15 protein-coding genes are annotated in these 18,207 nt (G+C 40.2%); 6 read left to right on the forward strand and 9 right to left on the reverse strand.

Annotated features, from left to right (window positions below; genetic code table 11):
- Positions 1–42: 42 nt before the first annotated feature.
- The 5 genes from tssM to AC5YDM_RS06310 all read left to right on the forward strand — a co-directional run bounded on the left by tssM (position 43) and on the right by AC5YDM_RS06310 (position 7,431).
- Positions 43–3,915 carry a type VI secretion system membrane subunit TssM gene (gene tssM / locus AC5YDM_RS06290; protein ID WP_496151269.1) on the forward strand — a complete coding sequence of 1,291 codons (3,873 nt, stop codon included), beginning with the start codon at positions 43–45 and terminating at the stop codon, positions 3,913–3,915.
- A 34-nt stretch (positions 3,916–3,949) separates the two neighbouring features.
- A complete protein-coding gene (gene tagF, locus AC5YDM_RS06295; RefSeq protein ID WP_496151270.1) occupies positions 3,950–4,909 on the forward strand; it encodes a type VI secretion system-associated protein TagF in 960 nt (319 codons plus the stop codon).
- 2 nt (positions 4,910–4,911) lie between these two features.
- On the forward strand, positions 4,912–5,682 hold the full coding sequence (locus AC5YDM_RS06300; protein ID WP_496151271.1) for an OmpA family protein: 771 nt from the start codon (positions 4,912–4,914) through the stop codon (positions 5,680–5,682).
- A gap of 38 nt (positions 5,683–5,720) precedes the next feature.
- On the forward strand, positions 5,721–5,987 hold the full coding sequence (locus AC5YDM_RS06305; RefSeq protein ID WP_496151272.1) for a PAAR domain-containing protein: 267 nt from the start codon (positions 5,721–5,723) through the stop codon (positions 5,985–5,987).
- Between the two features lie 151 nt (positions 5,988–6,138).
- Complete coding sequence (locus AC5YDM_RS06310; RefSeq protein WP_496151273.1) at positions 6,139–7,431, forward strand: glutamate carboxypeptidase; 1,293 nt, start codon at positions 6,139–6,141, stop codon at positions 7,429–7,431.
- Positions 7,432–7,822: 391 nt separating this feature from the next.
- Here the strand turns inward: AC5YDM_RS06310 and AC5YDM_RS06315 are convergent, their stop codons facing one another.
- The 5 genes from AC5YDM_RS06315 to ribF all read right to left on the reverse strand — a co-directional run bounded on the left by AC5YDM_RS06315 (position 7,823) and on the right by ribF (position 13,442).
- Positions 7,823–8,365 carry an NADPH-dependent FMN reductase gene (locus tag AC5YDM_RS06315; RefSeq protein ID WP_496151274.1) on the reverse strand — a complete coding sequence of 181 codons (543 nt, stop codon included), beginning with the start codon at positions 8,363–8,365 and terminating at the stop codon, positions 7,823–7,825.
- Between the two features lie 155 nt (positions 8,366–8,520).
- Complete coding sequence (locus tag AC5YDM_RS06320; RefSeq protein WP_496151275.1) at positions 8,521–9,003, reverse strand: FKBP-type peptidyl-prolyl cis-trans isomerase; 483 nt, start codon at positions 9,001–9,003, stop codon at positions 8,521–8,523.
- Positions 8,996–9,538, reverse strand: coding sequence for a signal peptidase II (gene lspA, locus AC5YDM_RS06325; protein ID WP_496151276.1), 543 nt, complete (start codon positions 9,536–9,538; stop codon positions 8,996–8,998). Before lspA ends, AC5YDM_RS06320 begins: the two co-directional genes overlap by 8 nt.
- Positions 9,531–12,377: an isoleucine--tRNA ligase gene (gene ileS, locus AC5YDM_RS06330; protein ID WP_496151277.1), complete on the reverse strand. Its 2,847-nt coding sequence runs from the start codon at positions 12,375–12,377 to the stop codon at positions 9,531–9,533. The genes lspA and ileS overlap by 8 nt, the downstream gene beginning before the upstream one ends.
- Before the next feature lie 63 nt (positions 12,378–12,440).
- On the reverse strand, positions 12,441–13,442 hold the full coding sequence (gene ribF, locus AC5YDM_RS06335) for a riboflavin biosynthesis protein RibF (protein WP_496151278.1): 1,002 nt from the start codon (positions 13,440–13,442) through the stop codon (positions 12,441–12,443).
- A gap of 218 nt (positions 13,443–13,660) precedes the next feature.
- Here ribF and AC5YDM_RS06340 point away from each other — a divergent pair, with 218 nt between their 5' ends.
- Positions 13,661–14,221 (forward strand): 5'-methylthioadenosine/S-adenosylhomocysteine nucleosidase family protein, encoded by a 561-nt coding sequence (locus AC5YDM_RS06340; protein ID WP_496151279.1) that lies wholly within the window; start codon positions 13,661–13,663, stop codon positions 14,219–14,221.
- A gap of 147 nt (positions 14,222–14,368) precedes the next feature.
- On the opposite strand, the gene AC5YDM_RS06345 is transcribed toward AC5YDM_RS06340, so the two are convergent.
- From AC5YDM_RS06345 to ssuD, 4 genes are all read right to left on the reverse strand, one after another.
- Complete coding sequence (locus tag AC5YDM_RS06345) at positions 14,369–14,989, reverse strand: TetR/AcrR family transcriptional regulator (RefSeq protein WP_496125407.1); 621 nt, start codon at positions 14,987–14,989, stop codon at positions 14,369–14,371.
- Between the two features lie 336 nt (positions 14,990–15,325).
- Positions 15,326–16,150, reverse strand: a complete 825-nt coding sequence (locus AC5YDM_RS06350) for an ABC transporter ATP-binding protein (protein WP_496151280.1) — start codon at positions 16,148–16,150, stop codon at positions 15,326–15,328.
- Between the two features lie 9 nt (positions 16,151–16,159).
- Positions 16,160–17,014 carry an aliphatic sulfonate ABC transporter permease SsuC gene (gene ssuC, locus AC5YDM_RS06355; protein WP_496151281.1) on the reverse strand — a complete coding sequence of 285 codons (855 nt, stop codon included), beginning with the start codon at positions 17,012–17,014 and terminating at the stop codon, positions 16,160–16,162.
- On the reverse strand, positions 17,011–18,186 hold the full coding sequence (gene ssuD / locus AC5YDM_RS06360; RefSeq protein ID WP_496151282.1) for an FMNH2-dependent alkanesulfonate monooxygenase: 1,176 nt from the start codon (positions 18,184–18,186) through the stop codon (positions 17,011–17,013). Before ssuD ends, ssuC begins: the two co-directional genes overlap by 4 nt.
- Between the last annotated feature and the right edge of the window lie 21 nt (positions 18,187–18,207).

The raw sequence follows: 18,207 nt of genomic DNA on the forward strand, positions 1-18,207 counted from the left end.
CTGCATGAACGTATTTGAATTAAAGAATAGAACGAGAAAAAAATGTATATTATTTTAGGCTACTTGTGGCAATACATTACAAATCCAAAGGCAATCATCGCATTGTCTATATTTGTTTCAATTATGGCGTTGAAAAATACCATTCCCAATAAATTCTTTTTCCCTTTGCTTGGTGCCTATTTTGTCGGGTTAATTATTTATGGAATCTATTTTTTATTCCAACGTCGAAAACACGCACAACAAGGCGAAGAACTTGCTGAAGCAATAGAAAAAGACACTGAAGCTGAATACGGTAAGCAGAAAGATAAAGAAGAGCTACAACTGGTTAGCCAGCAGATGAAAGATTCAATTCAATTGATTCGTAAATCAAAGCTTGGCGATAAGAAAGGCAATGCAGCTTTATATGAATTACCTTGGTATATGGTGATTGGTAACCCAGCTGCGGGTAAAAGCTCTGCCATTTATAATTCGGGTTTGAAATTTCCATTTGAAGAGACACATAAAAGTGCGGTTTCATCTGGCTTGAGTGGTACGCGTAACTGTGACTGGTTTTTCTCAACAGAAGGGGTACTGTTGGATACTGCTGGTCGCTATTCTGTCTATTCAGAGGATCATTCAGAATGGGTTGGCTTTTTAGATTTATTGAAAAAGAACCGATCTAAAGCACCAATTAATGGTTTGATTGTCACCGTCAGTATTGCTGAGTTGGTTAGTCAAAGTCCTGAAAAATCTTTGAAGTTAGCTAAAAATTTACGTGCACGTATTCAAGATTTAACTGAGCGTTTAGAGATTTTTGCACCTGTGTATCTGGTCTTCTCAAAAATGGACTTGATCGCAGGTTTTACGGAATTTTTTGATTGCTATGAACAGGAAGAGTTTGATCAAGTTTGGGGCGCAACATTACCGTACGAACCTGACTCTTCAAACAATGCAGTCGACTTGTTCGAGCAACACTACAATATTTTATATGATGGATTGAAGAGCGTAAGTACGACGCATTTAAGTCGCCGTCATTCTCAAAATATTTCACCAAGTGTTATGACTTTCCCACTTGAGTTTAAGACGCTTAAGCCTGCGTTAAAAACATTTATTGGTACGTTATTCGAAGAAAACCCATATCAATTTAAACCTGTTTTCCGTGGCTTCTATTTTACCAGTGCACTACAAGAAGGTGTGATTGAAAGTCCAATGACGGAGCAAATTGCTCAAGACTTCCGACTGACTAAAATTCCGAACAGCGAACATGGTATTCCCAAAACATCGGTTTCTCAAAACCATGGTTATTTCTTAAAAGGTCTTTTTTCAAATGTGATTTTGAAAGATAAAGATTTAGTAAAACAGCATATTAATCCAGCCAAAAAACGTCAGCGTTATTTAACATTTATCGCGGCTTTGTTGGGGATGTCGATTATTCTCGGTTTATGGGTATGGTCATATCGTAATAATCAGCAATTGATTGCAGATGTACAAGCGGACTTAAATAAAGTTGTGCAAATGGAGCAGACCTCTGGTCAAGCGCTTTCAACTCAATTGGATGCACTCTTAGTATTACAACAACGCTTACAACAGCTCGATGATTTTGATGATAATCGTCCATTAAAATTTGGCTTTGGTATGTACCAAGGTAATGAGCTTCGTGAAAAGTTGAAAACCGAATACCTAAAAGGTGTGAAGCAAATTGTGCTTGAGCCATCTCAACAGAATATTTCGCAGTTCTTACAACGTGTTAAAGCCAATGAAATAACCCTGAAAGCCAATCACGTTAATGTTCAGATTGAACAGGCCTCGAGTAAATCACAACAGAATTTAGAACCAAGTGATACCAGTCCGCAAGATGCGTATAACGCATTGAAAGCCTATTTAATGATGAGCAATCCACAATACATGGAAGCGAGTCATTTAAGTGATCAGGTGACTCGTTTTTGGCGTTCATGGCTAGATGCCAATCGTGGGCAAATGCCACGTGGTGAAATGATTCAACGTGCAGAACAAATTCTGACTTATAGCATGACGTTGGCAAATGATCCGAAATTCCCAACCTTGTCTGCTGATGCGCAATTGGTGGATCAAAGCCGTAATGTATTGCTTTCAGTGATGAAAGGTATGCCTGCGCGGGATCGTGTTTATAACGAAATTAAAATGCGTGGCGCAGCGCGTTTCCCTGCGGTGACAACTGCTCAAATTGTAGGTGAAGCAAACCGTTCAGTGGTTTTGGGTTCATATGCATTGCCAGGTGTATTTACTCAAAAGGCATGGAGTGAGTTTATCGAACAAGAGATTGATAAGGCAGCAAATAGCCCGACTGAGTCTAAAGACTGGGTGCTCAATGCTAATCAATCTGATGACTTAACCTTTAGTGGTAGTCCAGATCAAATTCGTAGACAGCTTACTGAACTTTATAAGAAAGAATATATCGCTGAATGGCGTAAGTTTTTAGGTTCTGTTTACTATGCGAAAACACCTGATTTTGAACAGCAACGTAAAGCAATTGATTTATTGGGTGAACCACAGAATTCTCCAATTCGTACATTGGTCGAGCGTACAGCCAAAGAAACCAGTTGGGACAACCCTGTGGTTCAAGCTGAATTAGCTGCACCGCAAAAAGGTTTTGTGGCATGGTTTAAACGTAAAGTATTACGTCAAGATACCTCGAATGCTGTCGAACGTGCTGCGAGTCAAACTCAAGGTATTATCTCGAAAGAGTTCAATGTGTTCTATCAATTGGTACGTAAGCGTGATGATCAGCAGAACAAATCATTGCTAGATGAGTACTTAGAAAGCCTAAGTCAAGTTCGCAGTAAAATGAACGATTTGAAAAATGCGGGTGACATTGGACCGAACTCAATGGCTTTGGTGAAACAAACCATCAATGAACAGACTTCTGTACTAAACGTGACTCAAAAGCTAGTTGATGAAAAACTATCGGTTGGTTTAAATGATTTAGACAATAAGATTGTGCAAAAGCTATTTATTAGCCCATTAACGCAATCATTTGAAAGTCTAATTGTGCCAACGCAGGAAGAGATCAACAAACTTTGGACGATGCAGGCTTATCAACCTTTTAATCAAAATTTAAGTAAAAAAATACCATTTAACTCTTCTGCTTCACTCCAAGCGACTAGTGGTGAAATTGGTCAAATTTTTGGTGAAGCAGGTAGTATTGCGAACTTTGTGAAAGAAACCCTAGATCCATTTGTAGTTCGCCGTGGTTATACATTGACCTCTAAAACATGGAAAGACCAAGGGATTATTTTAAACCCTCAATTTGTGATGAACTTCCAGCGTTATGTAGCGCCGTTAAATGGTGTTGCAACAGGGTTATCTGCGGGTGGTGCAACTGCTGCGCCTGTTGCTGCAAATCAGTCTAACTTCCAGTTCTATCCATTGCCAAATCAACAATTATTGTCTTATACCATCGACATCGATGGTCAACGATTGATCTTTGAAAATGGCATTCAACAGTGGGTGAACTTTGTCTGGCCAAATGCGGGTGCAATCCCAGGTGCGCGTATTACTGCGGTAGATTTAGAAGGTAAAACACATACTGTATTTGATGCACCAGGTGAATACGGGATTAACAAGCTGATCGATTCATCACAACGTGTAGAACAAAATGGCGTTGTTCAAATGACATGGTCTAGTCCACAAAATCCTCAAGTTGCAGTCAAAGTAAACTTCCGCTTGATTAGTGGTAATTCAAGCCAAGGTGGCAATCCAAGCGTTGGTTCGAACCGTGACTTTAACGGTCTACAATTGGTTGATAAAGTCACCACCAATAAGACTGCAGTTCGTGTAATTTCAGCACAAGCAGCGCCTATCGCACCGTCAACAGGTACGGCTAATCCTGCAACAGCTACAGCGCTACAAAATGCGACAAGCTCTACTGCTCCAGCAGCAGGAGGTGCAACACCATGATGATTCAAGGAAAGAACAGACAGGGAGATCAACCATGCAAATCGTAAAATCTACGCCGTTGTATTATGGTAAGAGCCCTGCGCGAGGGGATTTTCTCAAGAGCAAAGGGCAGTATTCCCTGATTCAAGTCATTGATCAGTGGATTACTGAAGCTCTAGACCTTGCGATGAAGAACCCTAATTTTAATGAAACGTATCAAACATTGGCTTCTTTAGATTTCTTCATTGCAAACCCTAAAGAAAATATGTTTATGGTCGCGAATCTGATTACCAGTGAGGATAGCTCTGGTCGTCAGTTTCCCATGGTACTTAGTCACTTATTAGAAGTGGATTCACCTTTCCAAAACTTGTTGTTTGCACCTTATAGTTATAAGCCTGTTTTGATTGATCTGTTCCAACGTAACCGTGTGATTCGCACGGTTCGAGACCCAGACATTTTATTGGATAAATTGGCGAAGCTTTCAGATGAAATTCAAATTTTAGATCCGTCTGAAACCAGTCGTTTTTTTGATAACCATACCATGCATTCATTTGCACAACTGATGAAAGTCAGTGTGTACGAACTTGCACAAAGTATGATTGGACTGGGATTGCTTCTTCAACCTGTATTGAAAAATGGCACGTCTAAGCTGAATAAGATTCTAATTTTGCCGATCAATAATCCAAGTTATTGCTATGAAATTGCAGCATTCTGGGTCAGTTTGATTTCAAGATTCTTATCTAAAAATAATACTGAAGTTTTAATCGGGATTTTGCATTCGGATAATCCAGTCTTATTGTTTGGATTCCAAGGTGCCGATATTGAAGCATTGAGCGATATTTTTACGCAAAATATGCAAACGGAGCATTGGGTGTCACTGATTGAAGCAAGCTGGATAGATGCTTATTTAGAGCAAAATGCAGGGCTTGCAACGCTAGAACAAAACTTGTGTGAAAGACAACTCAGCCTGAATCAAGGTATGAAAATCTTCCGTCAGACATTTATAGATGAATAGTTATGAATATAAAAAATAAGATTGCGAGTGCGGTTCAACTGGGTTGTTTTTGTATTGGTTTAGGGATCAGCGGAATCGGTTTTGCGAAAGATATTATCGTTGAAGGGGTTGTTCCAAATGAACAGTCTAAACAAGCGATTTTAGCGAAAACCCGAAGTATTTATCCTCAAGATCAAGTGATTGATAAAATCCAAGTACGTCCAGTTTCAGCGCCAAATGGTTGGAGTGAATCCGTCACCAATGTGATTACACCAGATTTGAAAAAAGTTTCGCAAGGGAAGTTGTCTGTGCGCGGAACGCAGGTGGATTTATCGGGTAAAATTTTAAATCCAAATGAAATTCAGTCGATGACTGCAACTTTTCAATCGTTAATTCAGGCGCCTTATCGTTTTAGTGCTCAACTAGGGGTGAACCATGCTGAGCAAGCTGTGATTGATAATGCACTGAAAAATCGTATTATTGAATTTGAATCAGGCAGTGCAGTGTTATTACCTGCGGGAACACAAATTCTTGATGAGATGGTCATTGCACTGAATAAAGTTCAGGGTAAAAATGTCAAAATCATAGGGCATACCGACAGTCAAGGTAATCCAGTTAAAAATAAAGAATTAAGTCAACAGCGCGCTGAAGCAGTAAAACAATATTTAATCTCTAAAAGTATTGTTGCAACGCGTTTGACCACTGAAGGTTTAGGTGCGGATAAACCCGTTGCTGATAATGCAACAGCTGAAGGTCGTAAGAAGAACCGCCGTATTGAATTTGAAGTTTTATAACTTCAAATTTAATACATTCAAGAATAAGGATAAATAAGATGGCTTTTCCCTATATTACGATTGGCTCTCCAACCACAGGTGGGGGGCAAGTGATCTCTGCCAATACCGCTTTTTTAATTGAAGGTAAACCTGTTGCCTGTGTAGGTGATAAGGCAACGTGTCCTAAACATAAAACAGTGACAACGATTGTCGCTGGTGACAATAAAATGGTGGTCATGGGCAAACCCGCAGCACAGCATAATTCACCGCTTGCATGTGGTTGTAAATGTATTGGCAATCAAAATTTAACAGTGGGTCAAAATTAATGATTGAATCATTAAGAATATTATTTTGATGATTTTTCCTATTTAATATAAAGATTCAAACTTGATTACATTTAAATGTGATTATTTTATTGATCATTCCTGTTTTTTATATGACATTGAAAAGTCAAAAGGAAAACATGGAATGATTCTAATGATAAAAAGACTTCAAAAAACACGCCTGAACACTTCAAGCACTCTAAAATATTCGATACTTCTATCGAGCTTATCTTTCTCCGCAATACTATATGCAGCTACACCTGAACAAATTAAAACTGCGGTACAGGCAGAAGAAACAGCCTATTTAGATACATTGAAAACGTTGGTCAATATTGAGTCTGGCAGTAAGGATATTGAAGGGCTGAATCAAATCGCCAAAGTTGTAGCTGATCAATTAAAAGCAGTGGGTGCAGAAGTCAACATCATTAACAGTACTGATATTTATCGAATGGATGATACCCCTGAAAAAATGGGTCCTATGGTCAAAGCCGTGCTCAAAGGGCAGGGCAAAAGTAAGATCATGATGATTGCGCATATGGATACAGTTTATCAACGTGGTATGTTGAAAAATCAACCTTTCAAAGTCGATGGTAATCAGGTGTATGGCTTAGGAATTATTGATGATAAACAGGGTGTCGCTTCAATCTTGCATGTACTCAATACGCTTAAAAAAATAAATTATAAAGATTACGGTACGATCACTGTTTTAATGAATTCTGATGAGGAAATCAGTTCACCTGCCTCTCGTAAATTGATTACTGAAACTGCTCAGGATCAGGAAGTTGTCTTCTCATTTGAAGGCGGGGGGAAAGATGGTAATTTACGTTTAGCGACCAGTGGAATTGGCGCTGCGTATTTAGATATTAAAGGAAAATCTTCACATGCAGGAGTGAAACCAGAAGCTGGCGTGAATGCACTCACAGAGCTTTCACACCAAATTGCACAGCTACAAAACTTATCTGATGCCAAGACAGGTTTAAAGCTTAATTGGACGGTTGCTGAAGCGGGTAAGACACGTAATGTAATCCCTGACCATGCTACTGCTCAAGCAGATGTTCGTGCTTTACGAGTACAAGATTTTGAGGCTGTTGAAAAGACACTGAATGAGAAGGTTAACAATAAAAAATTGGCAGATAGCCAAGTCAGTGTCAAATTCGAAGTACGACGCCCACCTTTGGCAGCAAATGATGCTTCTAAAAAGTTAGCCGAGCAAGCTCAAGCGATTTATAAAAATGAGTTGAATATACCACTGACAGTTTCTCTTACACCGACTGGTGGTGGCACAGATGCGGCATTCGCTGGCGTAAAATCTAAAGCTGCGATCATTGAAGGAATGGGGCTGTCAGGGGATGGTGCTCATTCGAGTAATGCTGAGTATATTTTAAAAGATACCATTGTTCCGCGTTTGTATTTAGCGACGCGATTGATTGTAGAGGTCTCTAAATAGGGATGTTGAGATATTTTAATGATGCGGAATTTCAACAACTCAGAGCACAATAGTTAAAGACTCATCTTATTCAGTCACTGTTTCTAATGATCGAATTCTAATCATCGAAAATAGATAACAGTGGCTTTGGCTGAAGAGATTTATTTTGTTATCCAGAGAGTGATGACATGTATTAAAAAAGCCCCAACATCCTGTTGAGGCTTTTTTATATATTGCTGAGATTTAACTCCTGTCAAATCTATTGCTTCCTGCATCTGATATTCTTTTTATTTTATGAGACTTCCTGTCTCTGTATGAGTTAAATATAAAGCGTATATTAAAATCAGCATAGAGGTCAGAGACGGATTCGCATGTAAGCATTTTCTTACACAGGTGCTGATCTAAAATTGATTTAAGCACTCACATATTGAACCAATTTATCGAAAACTGATTTTAATGCTTTATCATCAAACTCATTGCCTTCAAAAGTTTCACCACGATTACGTGCGAAAATATCACGAATTTCCACGACTGCATTTGAATCAACCAAACCAAGTTGTGTTGCCACTTGGCGAATTTGATCGATTGAACGTGAACCATTACTGCCTCCGTAACTGATATAGCCAGCAGGTTTGCCTTGCCATTCTTTACCTAAGTAATCCAAAGCATTTTTAAGCGCAGGGCTGTAACCATGGTTGTATTCAGGGCTAATGAAAATAAAAGCATCACCTTGAGCAATTTTATCTGCCCAATCTTGTTGTTTAGGCTGATCATAAATGCCTGTCAGCGGAGGGTGAGCTCCAGCAAAGAAGGGCAAATCCCATTCTTTTAAATCGACAATTTCTGTCTTCACTGTACTGAATTCGTAAGATTGAATTGTTTTTTGAATCCAATCTGCAACCTTAATCGCAGTACGACCTTCACGAACACTACCTACAACAATGAAAATATTCATTTATTATCCTATTTTGAGTTTATATCTCTGAGATTAAAGCGTTTATTCGTCTGTAAATATTCGATTATTGTATTGAAATGCTGATCTCAGAACAAATGTAATCGCATAAAAAAAGCTCCCGAAGGGGAGCTTTAAACCATATCAGTCAGATAGACTTACATAATTTTAATGCCTTGCTGACCTGCTGGCGTCACTTTGAAGATTTCAACTTCAAAAGTAATGTCTTTACCTGCAAGTGGATGGTTAAAATCAACTTCAGTAATATCATCACCGATTGTTTTAACCACACCAAATAAGCTTTGTTTAGCCTTATCTTCAAACTCGATCATTTCGCCTTCAACAGGACGTTGTTCGAACTTCACTGTATCAAACTTTTGAACGTTTTCAGGGTTCCAAGGGCCGAATGCATCTTCAGGTGGTAGGCTGACAGTACGGCGATCACCAGCACGTAAACCAAACAGTGCTTTTTCAAAACCAGGTAATAAGCTACCGTCACCCATGACTAAGCTGACTGGCTCTTCACGGCTACGTGTATTGTCAATTTCTACGCCATTTTCAATGGCCACTGAAAAGTGTAGATCGACTTTAGCACCCGCTTCGATGCGAGTGTCTTCATTTGGATTGATAAAATCAGTCATTTTTTTGCGCTTCCGCAGCTTGAATACGATGTTTTTCTAAGAAGAAAGTATCGATAAGGAGCAAGATTGTACCTAAAGTAATGGCACTATCAGCGATATTAAATGCAGGGAAGTGGCTGTTGTTGTAATACACATGAATGAAATCGACCACATAGCCCAAAGCGACACGGTCAATTAGATTACCCACAGCACCACCTAAAATCAGGGCGATCGCCAAAGGTAAAATGGTCACGCTCTTTGGCATACGAACCAGCCAAAATACGAAAATAACAGACACAATCCCTGCAAGAGAAGTAAAGAAATAGCGTTGCCAACCACCAGCATCGGACAAGAAACTAAAGGCAGCGCCGTAGTTATGTAACAATGTCCAATTTAAAAAGGGCAATACAGGGACAGGATCTGCATAGTTCAGATGTGTCGTTGCAATCCATTTGGTCCATTGATCGAGAATAATCGCGATAATAGACAAACCTACCCACCACAAATTGTGTGGGTAAAACTGGAATAAGCCCTTTTTATTGTGTGGATTAGGCATATTTTCTCTCTTCACCTTGACCTGTTGGGAGGTTAATAATACAACGAGAACAAAGACTTGGATGTGCATGATGTGTATTCACATCAGGAAGTACATGCCAGCAACGTGCACATTTTTCACCGTCTGCAGCAGACACTTGTACACGTAAACCATCTAGATCAGATGCGTCACCTTGAGCTTCATCAAATACATTTACATTCACTTGTGACGTGATTAAAACGAAACGTAATTCATCGCCTAAGCGATCAAGTACTGCTTTTAATTCATCATTTGCCCAAAGATCAACTTTAGCAGACAAGTTAGAACCTACAGTTTTTGCTGTACGCGCAGATTCAATGAATTTATTCACAGCAGATTTCACAGAAATCAGAGTTTGCCATTCAGCTTCAGATACGACATTGGCATTTGATGCAGCAGGGATGTCATACCATTCAGTAGTGAAGACGTATTTCTCAGTTTGACCAGGGATCAGTGGCCAAGCTTCTTGTGCAGTGAAGGTCAAGATTGGCGCCATCCAACGTACAAATGCTTGAACCAAATGGTACAACGCAGTTTGTGCAGAACGACGTGCTTGAGAATCTGATTTTGTGGTGTACTGACGATCTTTAATGATGTCTAAGTAGAAGCCACCTAAATCGTTAATACAGAAGTTCGTTAAAGCATTGGTCACGATATGGAAGTTCATATCTTCATAAGCTTGTTGAATGGTTTTCTGTACTTCAGCAGCACGTTGTAGGATGTATTGATCAAGTGCGATCAAATCATCAATTGCTAGACAATCTGTAGCAGGTTGGAAACCATTTAAGTTTGCTAACAAGAAACGTAAAGTGTTACGAATACGACGGTAGCCGTCAGACGCACGACTAAAGATTTCTTTACCTGCGGTCATTTCATAACGGTAATCCGCTGATGCGATCCAGAAGCGTAAACCATCTGCACCCATGTCTTTAATGATGTCTTGCGGGGTAATGATGTTACCCAAAGACTTCGACATCTTACGACCTTTCTCATCGACCACGAAGCCATGCGTTAACAAGCCTTTGTATGGCGCACGTTCATTGATCGCAATCGAGGTAAGAAGTGAAGATTGGAACCAACCACGGTGTTGATCTGAACCTTCAAGGTAAAGATCAGCAGGATCTGATAATTCTTCACGTTCACGGAGTACCGCGAAGTGAGTTGTTCCTGAGTCGAACCAAACGTCTAATGTGTCACGAACGGCGTTATAGCAATCTGCATCATCACCGATAAACTCACGAGCATCACGGTTGTACCAACCATCTATACCTTCTTTCTCGATCAGTTGAGCCACTTCTTCGATGAGTTCTGCTGTGCGCGGATGTAATTCATTGGTGTCTTTGTGCACGAAGAATGGAATTGGCACGCCCCACGTACGTTGACGTGAGATACACCAGTCAGGACGCCCTTCAATCATCGATTGAATACGGTTTTTACCCCAATCTGGTACGAAACTGATGTCGTTTTCAATGGCATTCAAGGCTTTTTGACGTAAGCCTTGCGCATCCATGCTAATGAACCATTGCGGCGTTGCACGGAAAATAATGGGTGTTTTATGACGCCAGCAATGTGGGTAGCTATGTTTAATCGCAACATGCGCCCAAAGTTTGCCACCTTCTGTTAATGCAGCAATGATTTTTGGATTGGCTTTATAAATGTGCTCACCCGGGAAAATCGGTGATGTCGGTAAATAAACACCATTACCGCCTACAGGGTTTTCAACTTTAAGGTTGTAAATCAAACCGACTTTATAATCGTCCACACCATGACCTGGTGCAGTATGTACAGCGCCTGTACCACTACCAGCAGTCACGTGTTCGCCCAAGATTACAGGTACTTGGCGGTCGGTAATCAGTGGATGTTGTAAGATGAGTTTTTCAAGTTTGTTCCCTGTAAAATCAGCAAGGACTTCAAATGCTTCAAAGCCATAACGCTCAGAGGCAGATTGAACTAGGTCTTTTGCTAAAATTAGGTTTTGCGCAACTTTGTTTTCAGCAGTTGCTTTCACCAATTGGTATTCAATATCAGCATGCAATGCAACTGCTTGGTTTGCAGGCATCGTCCAAGGTGTCGTTGTCCAAATCACAATGTCTGTTGAATCGGTAACAGTGACACCTAGGCGAGCAGAAAGATCAGCTAAATCAACAACAGTGAAGCCGACATCAATGGCATCTGATTTTTTATCTTCATACTCAACTTCAGCTTCAGCCAAAGATGAACCACAGTCTAAACACCAGTTGACTGGCTTAAGACCTGGTTCGATATGACCAGCTTTTGCGATTTCACCCACAGAGCGAACAATATTCGCTTCTTGTTTGAAATTCATCGTTAAGTAAGGATTATCCCAATCACCGAACACGCCCATGCGTACGAAATCTTTCTTTTGAAGTTCGATTTGCGTATATGCATATTCACGGCAGGCTTTACGGAAGGTTGGTGCATCGACTTTCACGCCGACTTTCCCGACTTTTTCTTCTACTTTAAGTTCAATAGGCAGACCGTGACAGTCCCAACCTGGTACATACGGTGCATCGAAGCCATCCATAATGCGGCTTTTGATGATGATGTCTTTCAGTACTTTGTTGACTGCATGACCTAAATGGATTTGACCATTTGCATAAGGAGGGCCGTCATGCAGCACATATTTTTTCTTGCCAATACGCGATGTACGAATCTGCTGATAAATGTCGTCGGCATACCACTCTTCTAACCATTTTGCTTCACGTACTGCGAGATTTGCTTTCATTGCAAATTCAGTACCTGGGAGGTTTAGTGTGGCTTTGTAGTCCACAGCATTTTCAGGAGTTTGCTTATCGCTCATGCAAGTTGTCTTCCAAATTTATCAGTGATTAGACTGACGCGTTTTACAATAAAAAATAGGGATTTAAAAAGGAAAATGGGGGTGACTTTGACGAAACTCAAGGAGCTTCTCTACATCATCATCAATTCCAGATTTTAAGGCTTCAAGCGAAGGATAATTCTTTTCGCCATGTAAATAGTTCAAGAATGTCACCCGCATAAGCAGGCCATACAGATTAGCAGAAACATTAGGGAAATGTACTTCTAATCGCCATTCAGGATGATCTTGTTTGATCGCAGGTCGAGTACCGACATGCCCAGCACCAAATAGAGCAGATTCACTATAACCCGCGATACCTGCTCGGGTCGGCTCGTCTGCGAGTACTTTCTCTTTTAAAGAGCGTGTTTCACAGATGACATCGACACCATAAATGCCATTTAAACAAGGACGGTGTCGGTTTAAACGGACATTGATGGTTGGGAAATCAATGGTACGACCAATTTGATCACCATATTGCACTCGTCCAGTAATGCTATATGGACGCCCAAGCAGTTGCGCAGCTCTAGCTAAATTACCATCCATCAATGTTTGGCGAACCAGAGTCGAACTGACGCGTTCGCCATCCACTTCAATGTTTTGTAGATCGGTGACATGAAAACCATAGTCACGTAAGAATTGACTATTACCTTGGCGGTTTTTACCGAAATGATGGTCTTCACCTAAGACTAAGCTTTGGGTGTTGAGTTTGTCTTTTAATATCTCTGCAAACTGTTCTGCACTGAGGTTACGAAAGGCATCATCAAACTTTGCTACCGCAATATAATCCACGCCCAATTCCGTTAAATATTCTACTTTTTCACGGAGTGAGGTAATACGAGGCGGGGCTTCGTAAGCTTTAAAGTATTCAAGGGGTTGTGGCTCAAAAATCATGACCACTGTTTTTAGATTTTGTTGTTTGGCAATATCTTTGAGTTGGCTCACCATCGCCTGATGACCCAAATGCACACCGTCAAAATTACCGATGGTTACGGCAGTTTCTGGCAATTTAAAATTTGGCGCTAAAGCATTCAGACGGAGCAGCTTCATGGGCGATTAAGTGACTAATATGAATTTGGGCTATATATTGCCATATTCTGACAGTTTCGTCTTGTTGTTGTGTTTTTACACAGCTTTTTTTCTGTGAAAATGATTTTTAAGGTTTATTGAGCACGTGATTGCATCTCAATTTTGTACAGATTAAATTGCGACAAGTTGGTTTTTCATTTCTAATATGGGTTTTTAAATCACGTGAAATGAGTGAATAAATGTCCGATTTAGCTTTAATCATGGCTTTGCCGAACGAATCGAAAGGCTTATTTGAACAAGCAGGGATTGAGGTGCATTACAGCGGAATCGGCAAAGTAAATGCTGCATTTAAAGCCTTTGAAGTGATTCAAAACACAGGCTGTAAAACGCTCATTAATTTAGGAAGCGCAGGTAGTTCTTATTTTGACGCACATGCTTTAATTGAAGTGACTCAATTCGTCCAACGCGATATGGACGTTTCACCGCTTGGTTTTCCTGTGGGATTAACGCCTATGGATGATGATCATCCTGCTGAGATTGATCTTGAAAGCTTTTTTGACCACTTACCGAAAGGGACATGTGGAACAGGAGATAGCTTTGAAACAGGTCAACCGAAAGTGTCATGCAACTTAGTCGATATGGAAGGCTATGCGATCGCCAAAGTATGCAAGAAACTCGGTGTTCGATTCATCTCTGTCAAATATATTACCGATGGTGCCAATGATACGGCTCATCTTGATTGGGAAGAAAACTTATTGTTGGGCGCTCAAAAATTATTATCGTTATATAAAAGCATTTAATATTTGTTGATCAGTCTGTCAAAGTTTCAATTCAGAGCGTATCTCTGATTTCGGCGACCATAGAGAGCTATGGTCGTATGCCAAATCAATATGTGCTGGCAAATATTGATACGAATGATGTCTATAAAATCAGAATATTGAAGACAGTTAACGAGGCATGATGCCGTATAACATCATGTGAACAGTGTGCTCAATGGTACGTTGATACATGCTGCGGTTACTGAGTGTTTTACCTGTGACCATTTCAATTTGGGTACTAAAATCTGCATAGTTCTGGGTAATTCCCCATAAATTTAAAATCAACACTTCAGCATCAATTTTATCCGAGATTTTGCCTTGTTCTTGCCAGTTTAAAATCACTTTAGATTTGCGCTTAAACAATTTTCTTAAAGGACCCTTTAAAATTGGCAAAATATGTGGTGCACCTTGAATGATTTCGAGTGCAAATAATTTAGATGCTTTTGGTTGAGTACGAGACACTTCGATCTTCTGCATCAAATACTGAGTAATCGCTTCAGCAGGTTCAAGATCTGGTTCTAAAACTTGCAAAGGTGCAAGCCATTTTTGCATCACAGTCGTCAGGACTTCGACATACAAAGCTTCCTTATTTTCATAATAGTAGAAAATATTGGATTTATGCATATCTGCGCGTTGGGCGATTTCATCTAAGCTCGCACCACTGAACCCATAAAGAGAAAAGACATCGAGTGCTGCGGATAAAAGCTGTTGGCGTTTTTGCGTACTTTTTTTCTGTTCCATCTCATCTATAGCTAAAAAAAGGGATTCGTAAATTGTACGGCAAAATGTCTGATTTGTGCACAAGCGAAATGGCATTTCAAATTGATTATTAGAATTAATTGTGAAGATTAGTTATTAAGTTGATATTTAGTGATCAATCTAAACTTTTGAATAAACAATAACTAATAAACTGCTTAAAATATTATTAGCGATTAAATATTTAAATTTATTTAAAAAGCGATGGTCTATATAGATTAATCCCATCAATAAATCCGACAAAAATAAAAATGAGTTTAAAAATTAGCTATGTTTCCTCAGCCTCAACACCATGCTCAGTTAAATTTAAACGAGCATGGACAAATGGATTTAAGTGGACAAGACAGCACTTAAAACTTGTTGTTCTAACTCTACAAAACGTGCATTTTTTTGACGTGGACGAGAGAGGTCGACTTTAAATTGATGTGCAATATGTCCTTTGTCTAAAAGAATAATTCGATCTGCCAATTGAACAGCTTCACTGACATCATGTGTCACTAAAATGGTGGTAAAACCTTGTTCCAACCACAGTCGTTCAATCAAACTTTGCATGTCTAAGCGCGTGAGAGCATCTAAAGCACCCAAAGGTTCATCGAGTAATAAAATACGCGGTGTATGTGATAAAGCACGCGCTAAAGCTGCACGTTGACGTTGCCCGCCTGAAAGCTGAGCAGGCCATAGATCTGCTTTTTCATCTAGCCCTACTTTTTTCAGTAGTTCGTGTGCTTTGCCATGTTGTGATTTATCTACACCCAATTGCACATTTTTCAGAATGTTTTTCCACGGTAGAAGGCGTGGGTCTTGGAACATCACACGAATATCGTCTGAGGTAATGCCTTCACGAAAATTCAAAGCAGATTTGAATTTGATTTCACCATAACTGGGTTGTTCTAAGTCAGCGATAAGTCGAAGCAAAGTACTTTTACCACAACCACTTCTCCCGACAATCGCAATAAACTCACCGGGCGTAATGTGTAAATCTAAGTCTTCTAAAACTTTGACCTTGCCGTAGAATTTATGCAGTTGTTCAATGTTGATTTCTGCACCAATAATTTTTTGATCTTCAGTTTGAATATTGTTAGGTGTTTGACCCGCTGCATCTGTATCCGAAGTGTTTAAGTCAGATGCATATTGTTGAATGCTCAAGTCAGTCATGATGCTCTCCTATTTTTGATAGCCGGGGTGCCAGCGCAATAGATATTTTTCTAAGCCAACAGCGAGTACATCGGCCAGTTTACCGAGTAAGGCATACAGTAAGATGCCAACCAAGACGACATCCGTTTGTAAAAACTCACGTGCATTCATGGTCATATAGCCGATACCTGCTTGTGCAGAGATGGTTTCCGCGACAATCAGCAAGACCCAAACCAAACCTAGGGCGAAACGTAAACCAACTAAAATTGAAGGCAAAGCACCAGGTAAAATAATTTCTTTATATAACTGCCAACGGGTTAAACCGTAGCTTTTACCCATTTCAATCAGTTGAGGATCGACTGAACGAATACCGTGATAAGTATTGATATAGATTGGAAAGAACACACCAATAGCCACTAAAAATAATTTAGCGCTTTCATCAATCCCAAACCAAAGAATCACTAAAGGAATTAAGGCAAGGGCAGGAATATTACGGATCATCTGTAAAGTAGTGTCGAGAAGAGTCGACGCTACTTTGGAAGAACCATTGAGTAATCCTAAAAAGAGTCCTAATCCGCCACCAATTAGTAAGCCAATGATCGCTCGTCCTGCACTAACTTGAACATGCTTCCAAAGCTCACCACTGACTAAAAGTCCCCAGAATGCAGAAACCACTGCTGTTGGAGCGGGTAACACACGACTTTCAAGTAAGCCGGTCATCGAAGCGACTTGCCAAATCCCAATCAAGAAAATGGGAACCAACCAAGGTAATAAGCGTCGCCCGATTTGTTTTGAACCACGAGTGATTAAACCATCAGGTTTGATCACATTACTTTTACTCAACACAATCGTGTTGCTTGGGTTTTTATCTGTGAGCGTGGTCATGCTGGCTCCTGAGTTTTCACCTCTTTTTTAGCGTCATCTGCAACATAATTATTTGCAACGATTTCACCAAATGGGCCTGTTAGATTCGGTTGTGTTAATTTCTTGCGCGTTTCAATGGGAAGCAGAGGGAAGACTAATTCCGCAAAACGAATAGATTCTTCTAAATGTGGGTAGCCTGAGAAGATAAAGGTATCGATACCCAGATCAGCATATTCCTGAATACGGTCAGCGACAGTTTGTGGATCACCGACCAATGCTGTACCCGCACCACCACGGACTAAACCTACACCTGCCCAAAGGTTTGGCGAAACTTCAAGCTTAGTACGATCACCATTGTGCAATTCAGCCATGCGACGTTGGCCAATTGAATCCATGGTTTTAAATTTGGCTTGAGCAGCTGCAATCGTTGCATCATCCACATATTGAATGAGTTCTTCAGCAGCAGCCCATGCTTGTTCATTGGTTTCACGTACAATCACGTGTAAACGAATACCATAATTTAGCGTACGACCCTTGGCAGCAGCTTTAACACGGACATTTTCCAATTTTTCTTTCACTGCTGCAGGTGGTTCACCCCAAGTCAAATAAGTATCAACTTGCTCAGTTGCAAGCTCTACAGCATCGTCTGAAGAACCACCAAACCAAAGCGGTGGGTAAGGTTGTTGAACCGGTGGATAAAGCAGTTTGGCATCTTCAACTTGAAGGCGTTCACCCTTGAAGGTAAAGCTTTCACCTGTATGTGAGCGCGTTAAAATTTCACGCCAAATTTTGGTGTATTCAGCTGCAGTTTTATAACGAGTAGCATGGTCTTCATAAACACCATCGCCTTTAAGTTCTTGTTCATCGCCACCTGTCACTAGGTTTAATAGCACACGACCATTGGATAGACGGTCAAACGTTGCAGCCATACGTGCAGCCAAAGCTGGTGTTGTTACACCTGGGCGCAATGCCACAAGAAATTTTAAATTTTTGGTTGCATCTATTAAGCTTGCTGCTGTAATCCAAGGGTCTTCACATGAACGACCTGTTGGAATCAAAACCCCTTCATAACCCAAGTTATCCACTGCCACAGCAATTTGTTTCATATATGCATGATCAACTTGGCGCGCACCTTTGCTTGTACCTAGGTAACGACTGTCTCCGTGTGTCGGAATAAACCAAAAAATTTTCATGTGAATGTCCTTACTAATACG

It is taken from the genome of Acinetobacter sp. CY81, from assembly GCF_059515925.1.

Bases quoted from the DNA above. Each gene is read 5' to 3' on its own strand.
- ileS (WP_496151277.1), bottom strand. From the start codon at position 12,377: ATGAGCGATAAGCAAACTCCTGAAAATGCTGTGGACTACAAAGCCACA.
- AC5YDM_RS06320 (WP_496151275.1), bottom strand. From the start codon at position 9,003: ATGACTGATTTTATCAATCCAAATGAAGACACTCGCATCGAAGCGGGT.
- tssM (WP_496151269.1), top strand. From the start codon at position 43: ATGTATATTATTTTAGGCTACTTGTGGCAATACATTACAAATCCAAAG.
- AC5YDM_RS06340 (WP_496151279.1), top strand. From the start codon at position 13,661: ATGTCCGATTTAGCTTTAATCATGGCTTTGCCGAACGAATCGAAAGGC.
- ribF (WP_496151278.1), bottom strand. From the start codon at position 13,442: ATGAAGCTGCTCCGTCTGAATGCTTTAGCGCCAAATTTTAAATTGCCA.
- ssuC (WP_496151281.1), bottom strand. From the start codon at position 17,014: ATGACCACGCTCACAGATAAAAACCCAAGCAACACGATTGTGTTGAGT.
- AC5YDM_RS06350 (WP_496151280.1), bottom strand. From the start codon at position 16,150: ATGACTGACTTGAGCATTCAACAATATGCATCTGACTTAAACACTTCG.
- AC5YDM_RS06305 (WP_496151272.1), top strand. From the start codon at position 5,721: ATGGCTTTTCCCTATATTACGATTGGCTCTCCAACCACAGGTGGGGGG.
- ssuD (WP_496151282.1), bottom strand. From the start codon at position 18,186: ATGAAAATTTTTTGGTTTATTCCGACACACGGAGACAGTCGTTACCTA.
- lspA (WP_496151276.1), bottom strand. From the start codon at position 9,538: ATGCCTAATCCACACAATAAAAAGGGCTTATTCCAGTTTTACCCACAC.
- AC5YDM_RS06300 (WP_496151271.1), top strand. From the start codon at position 4,912: ATGAATATAAAAAATAAGATTGCGAGTGCGGTTCAACTGGGTTGTTTT.
- AC5YDM_RS06315 (WP_496151274.1), bottom strand. From the start codon at position 8,365: ATGAATATTTTCATTGTTGTAGGTAGTGTTCGTGAAGGTCGTACTGCG.
- tagF (WP_496151270.1), top strand. From the start codon at position 3,950: ATGCAAATCGTAAAATCTACGCCGTTGTATTATGGTAAGAGCCCTGCG.
- AC5YDM_RS06310 (WP_496151273.1), top strand. From the start codon at position 6,139: ATGATAAAAAGACTTCAAAAAACACGCCTGAACACTTCAAGCACTCTA.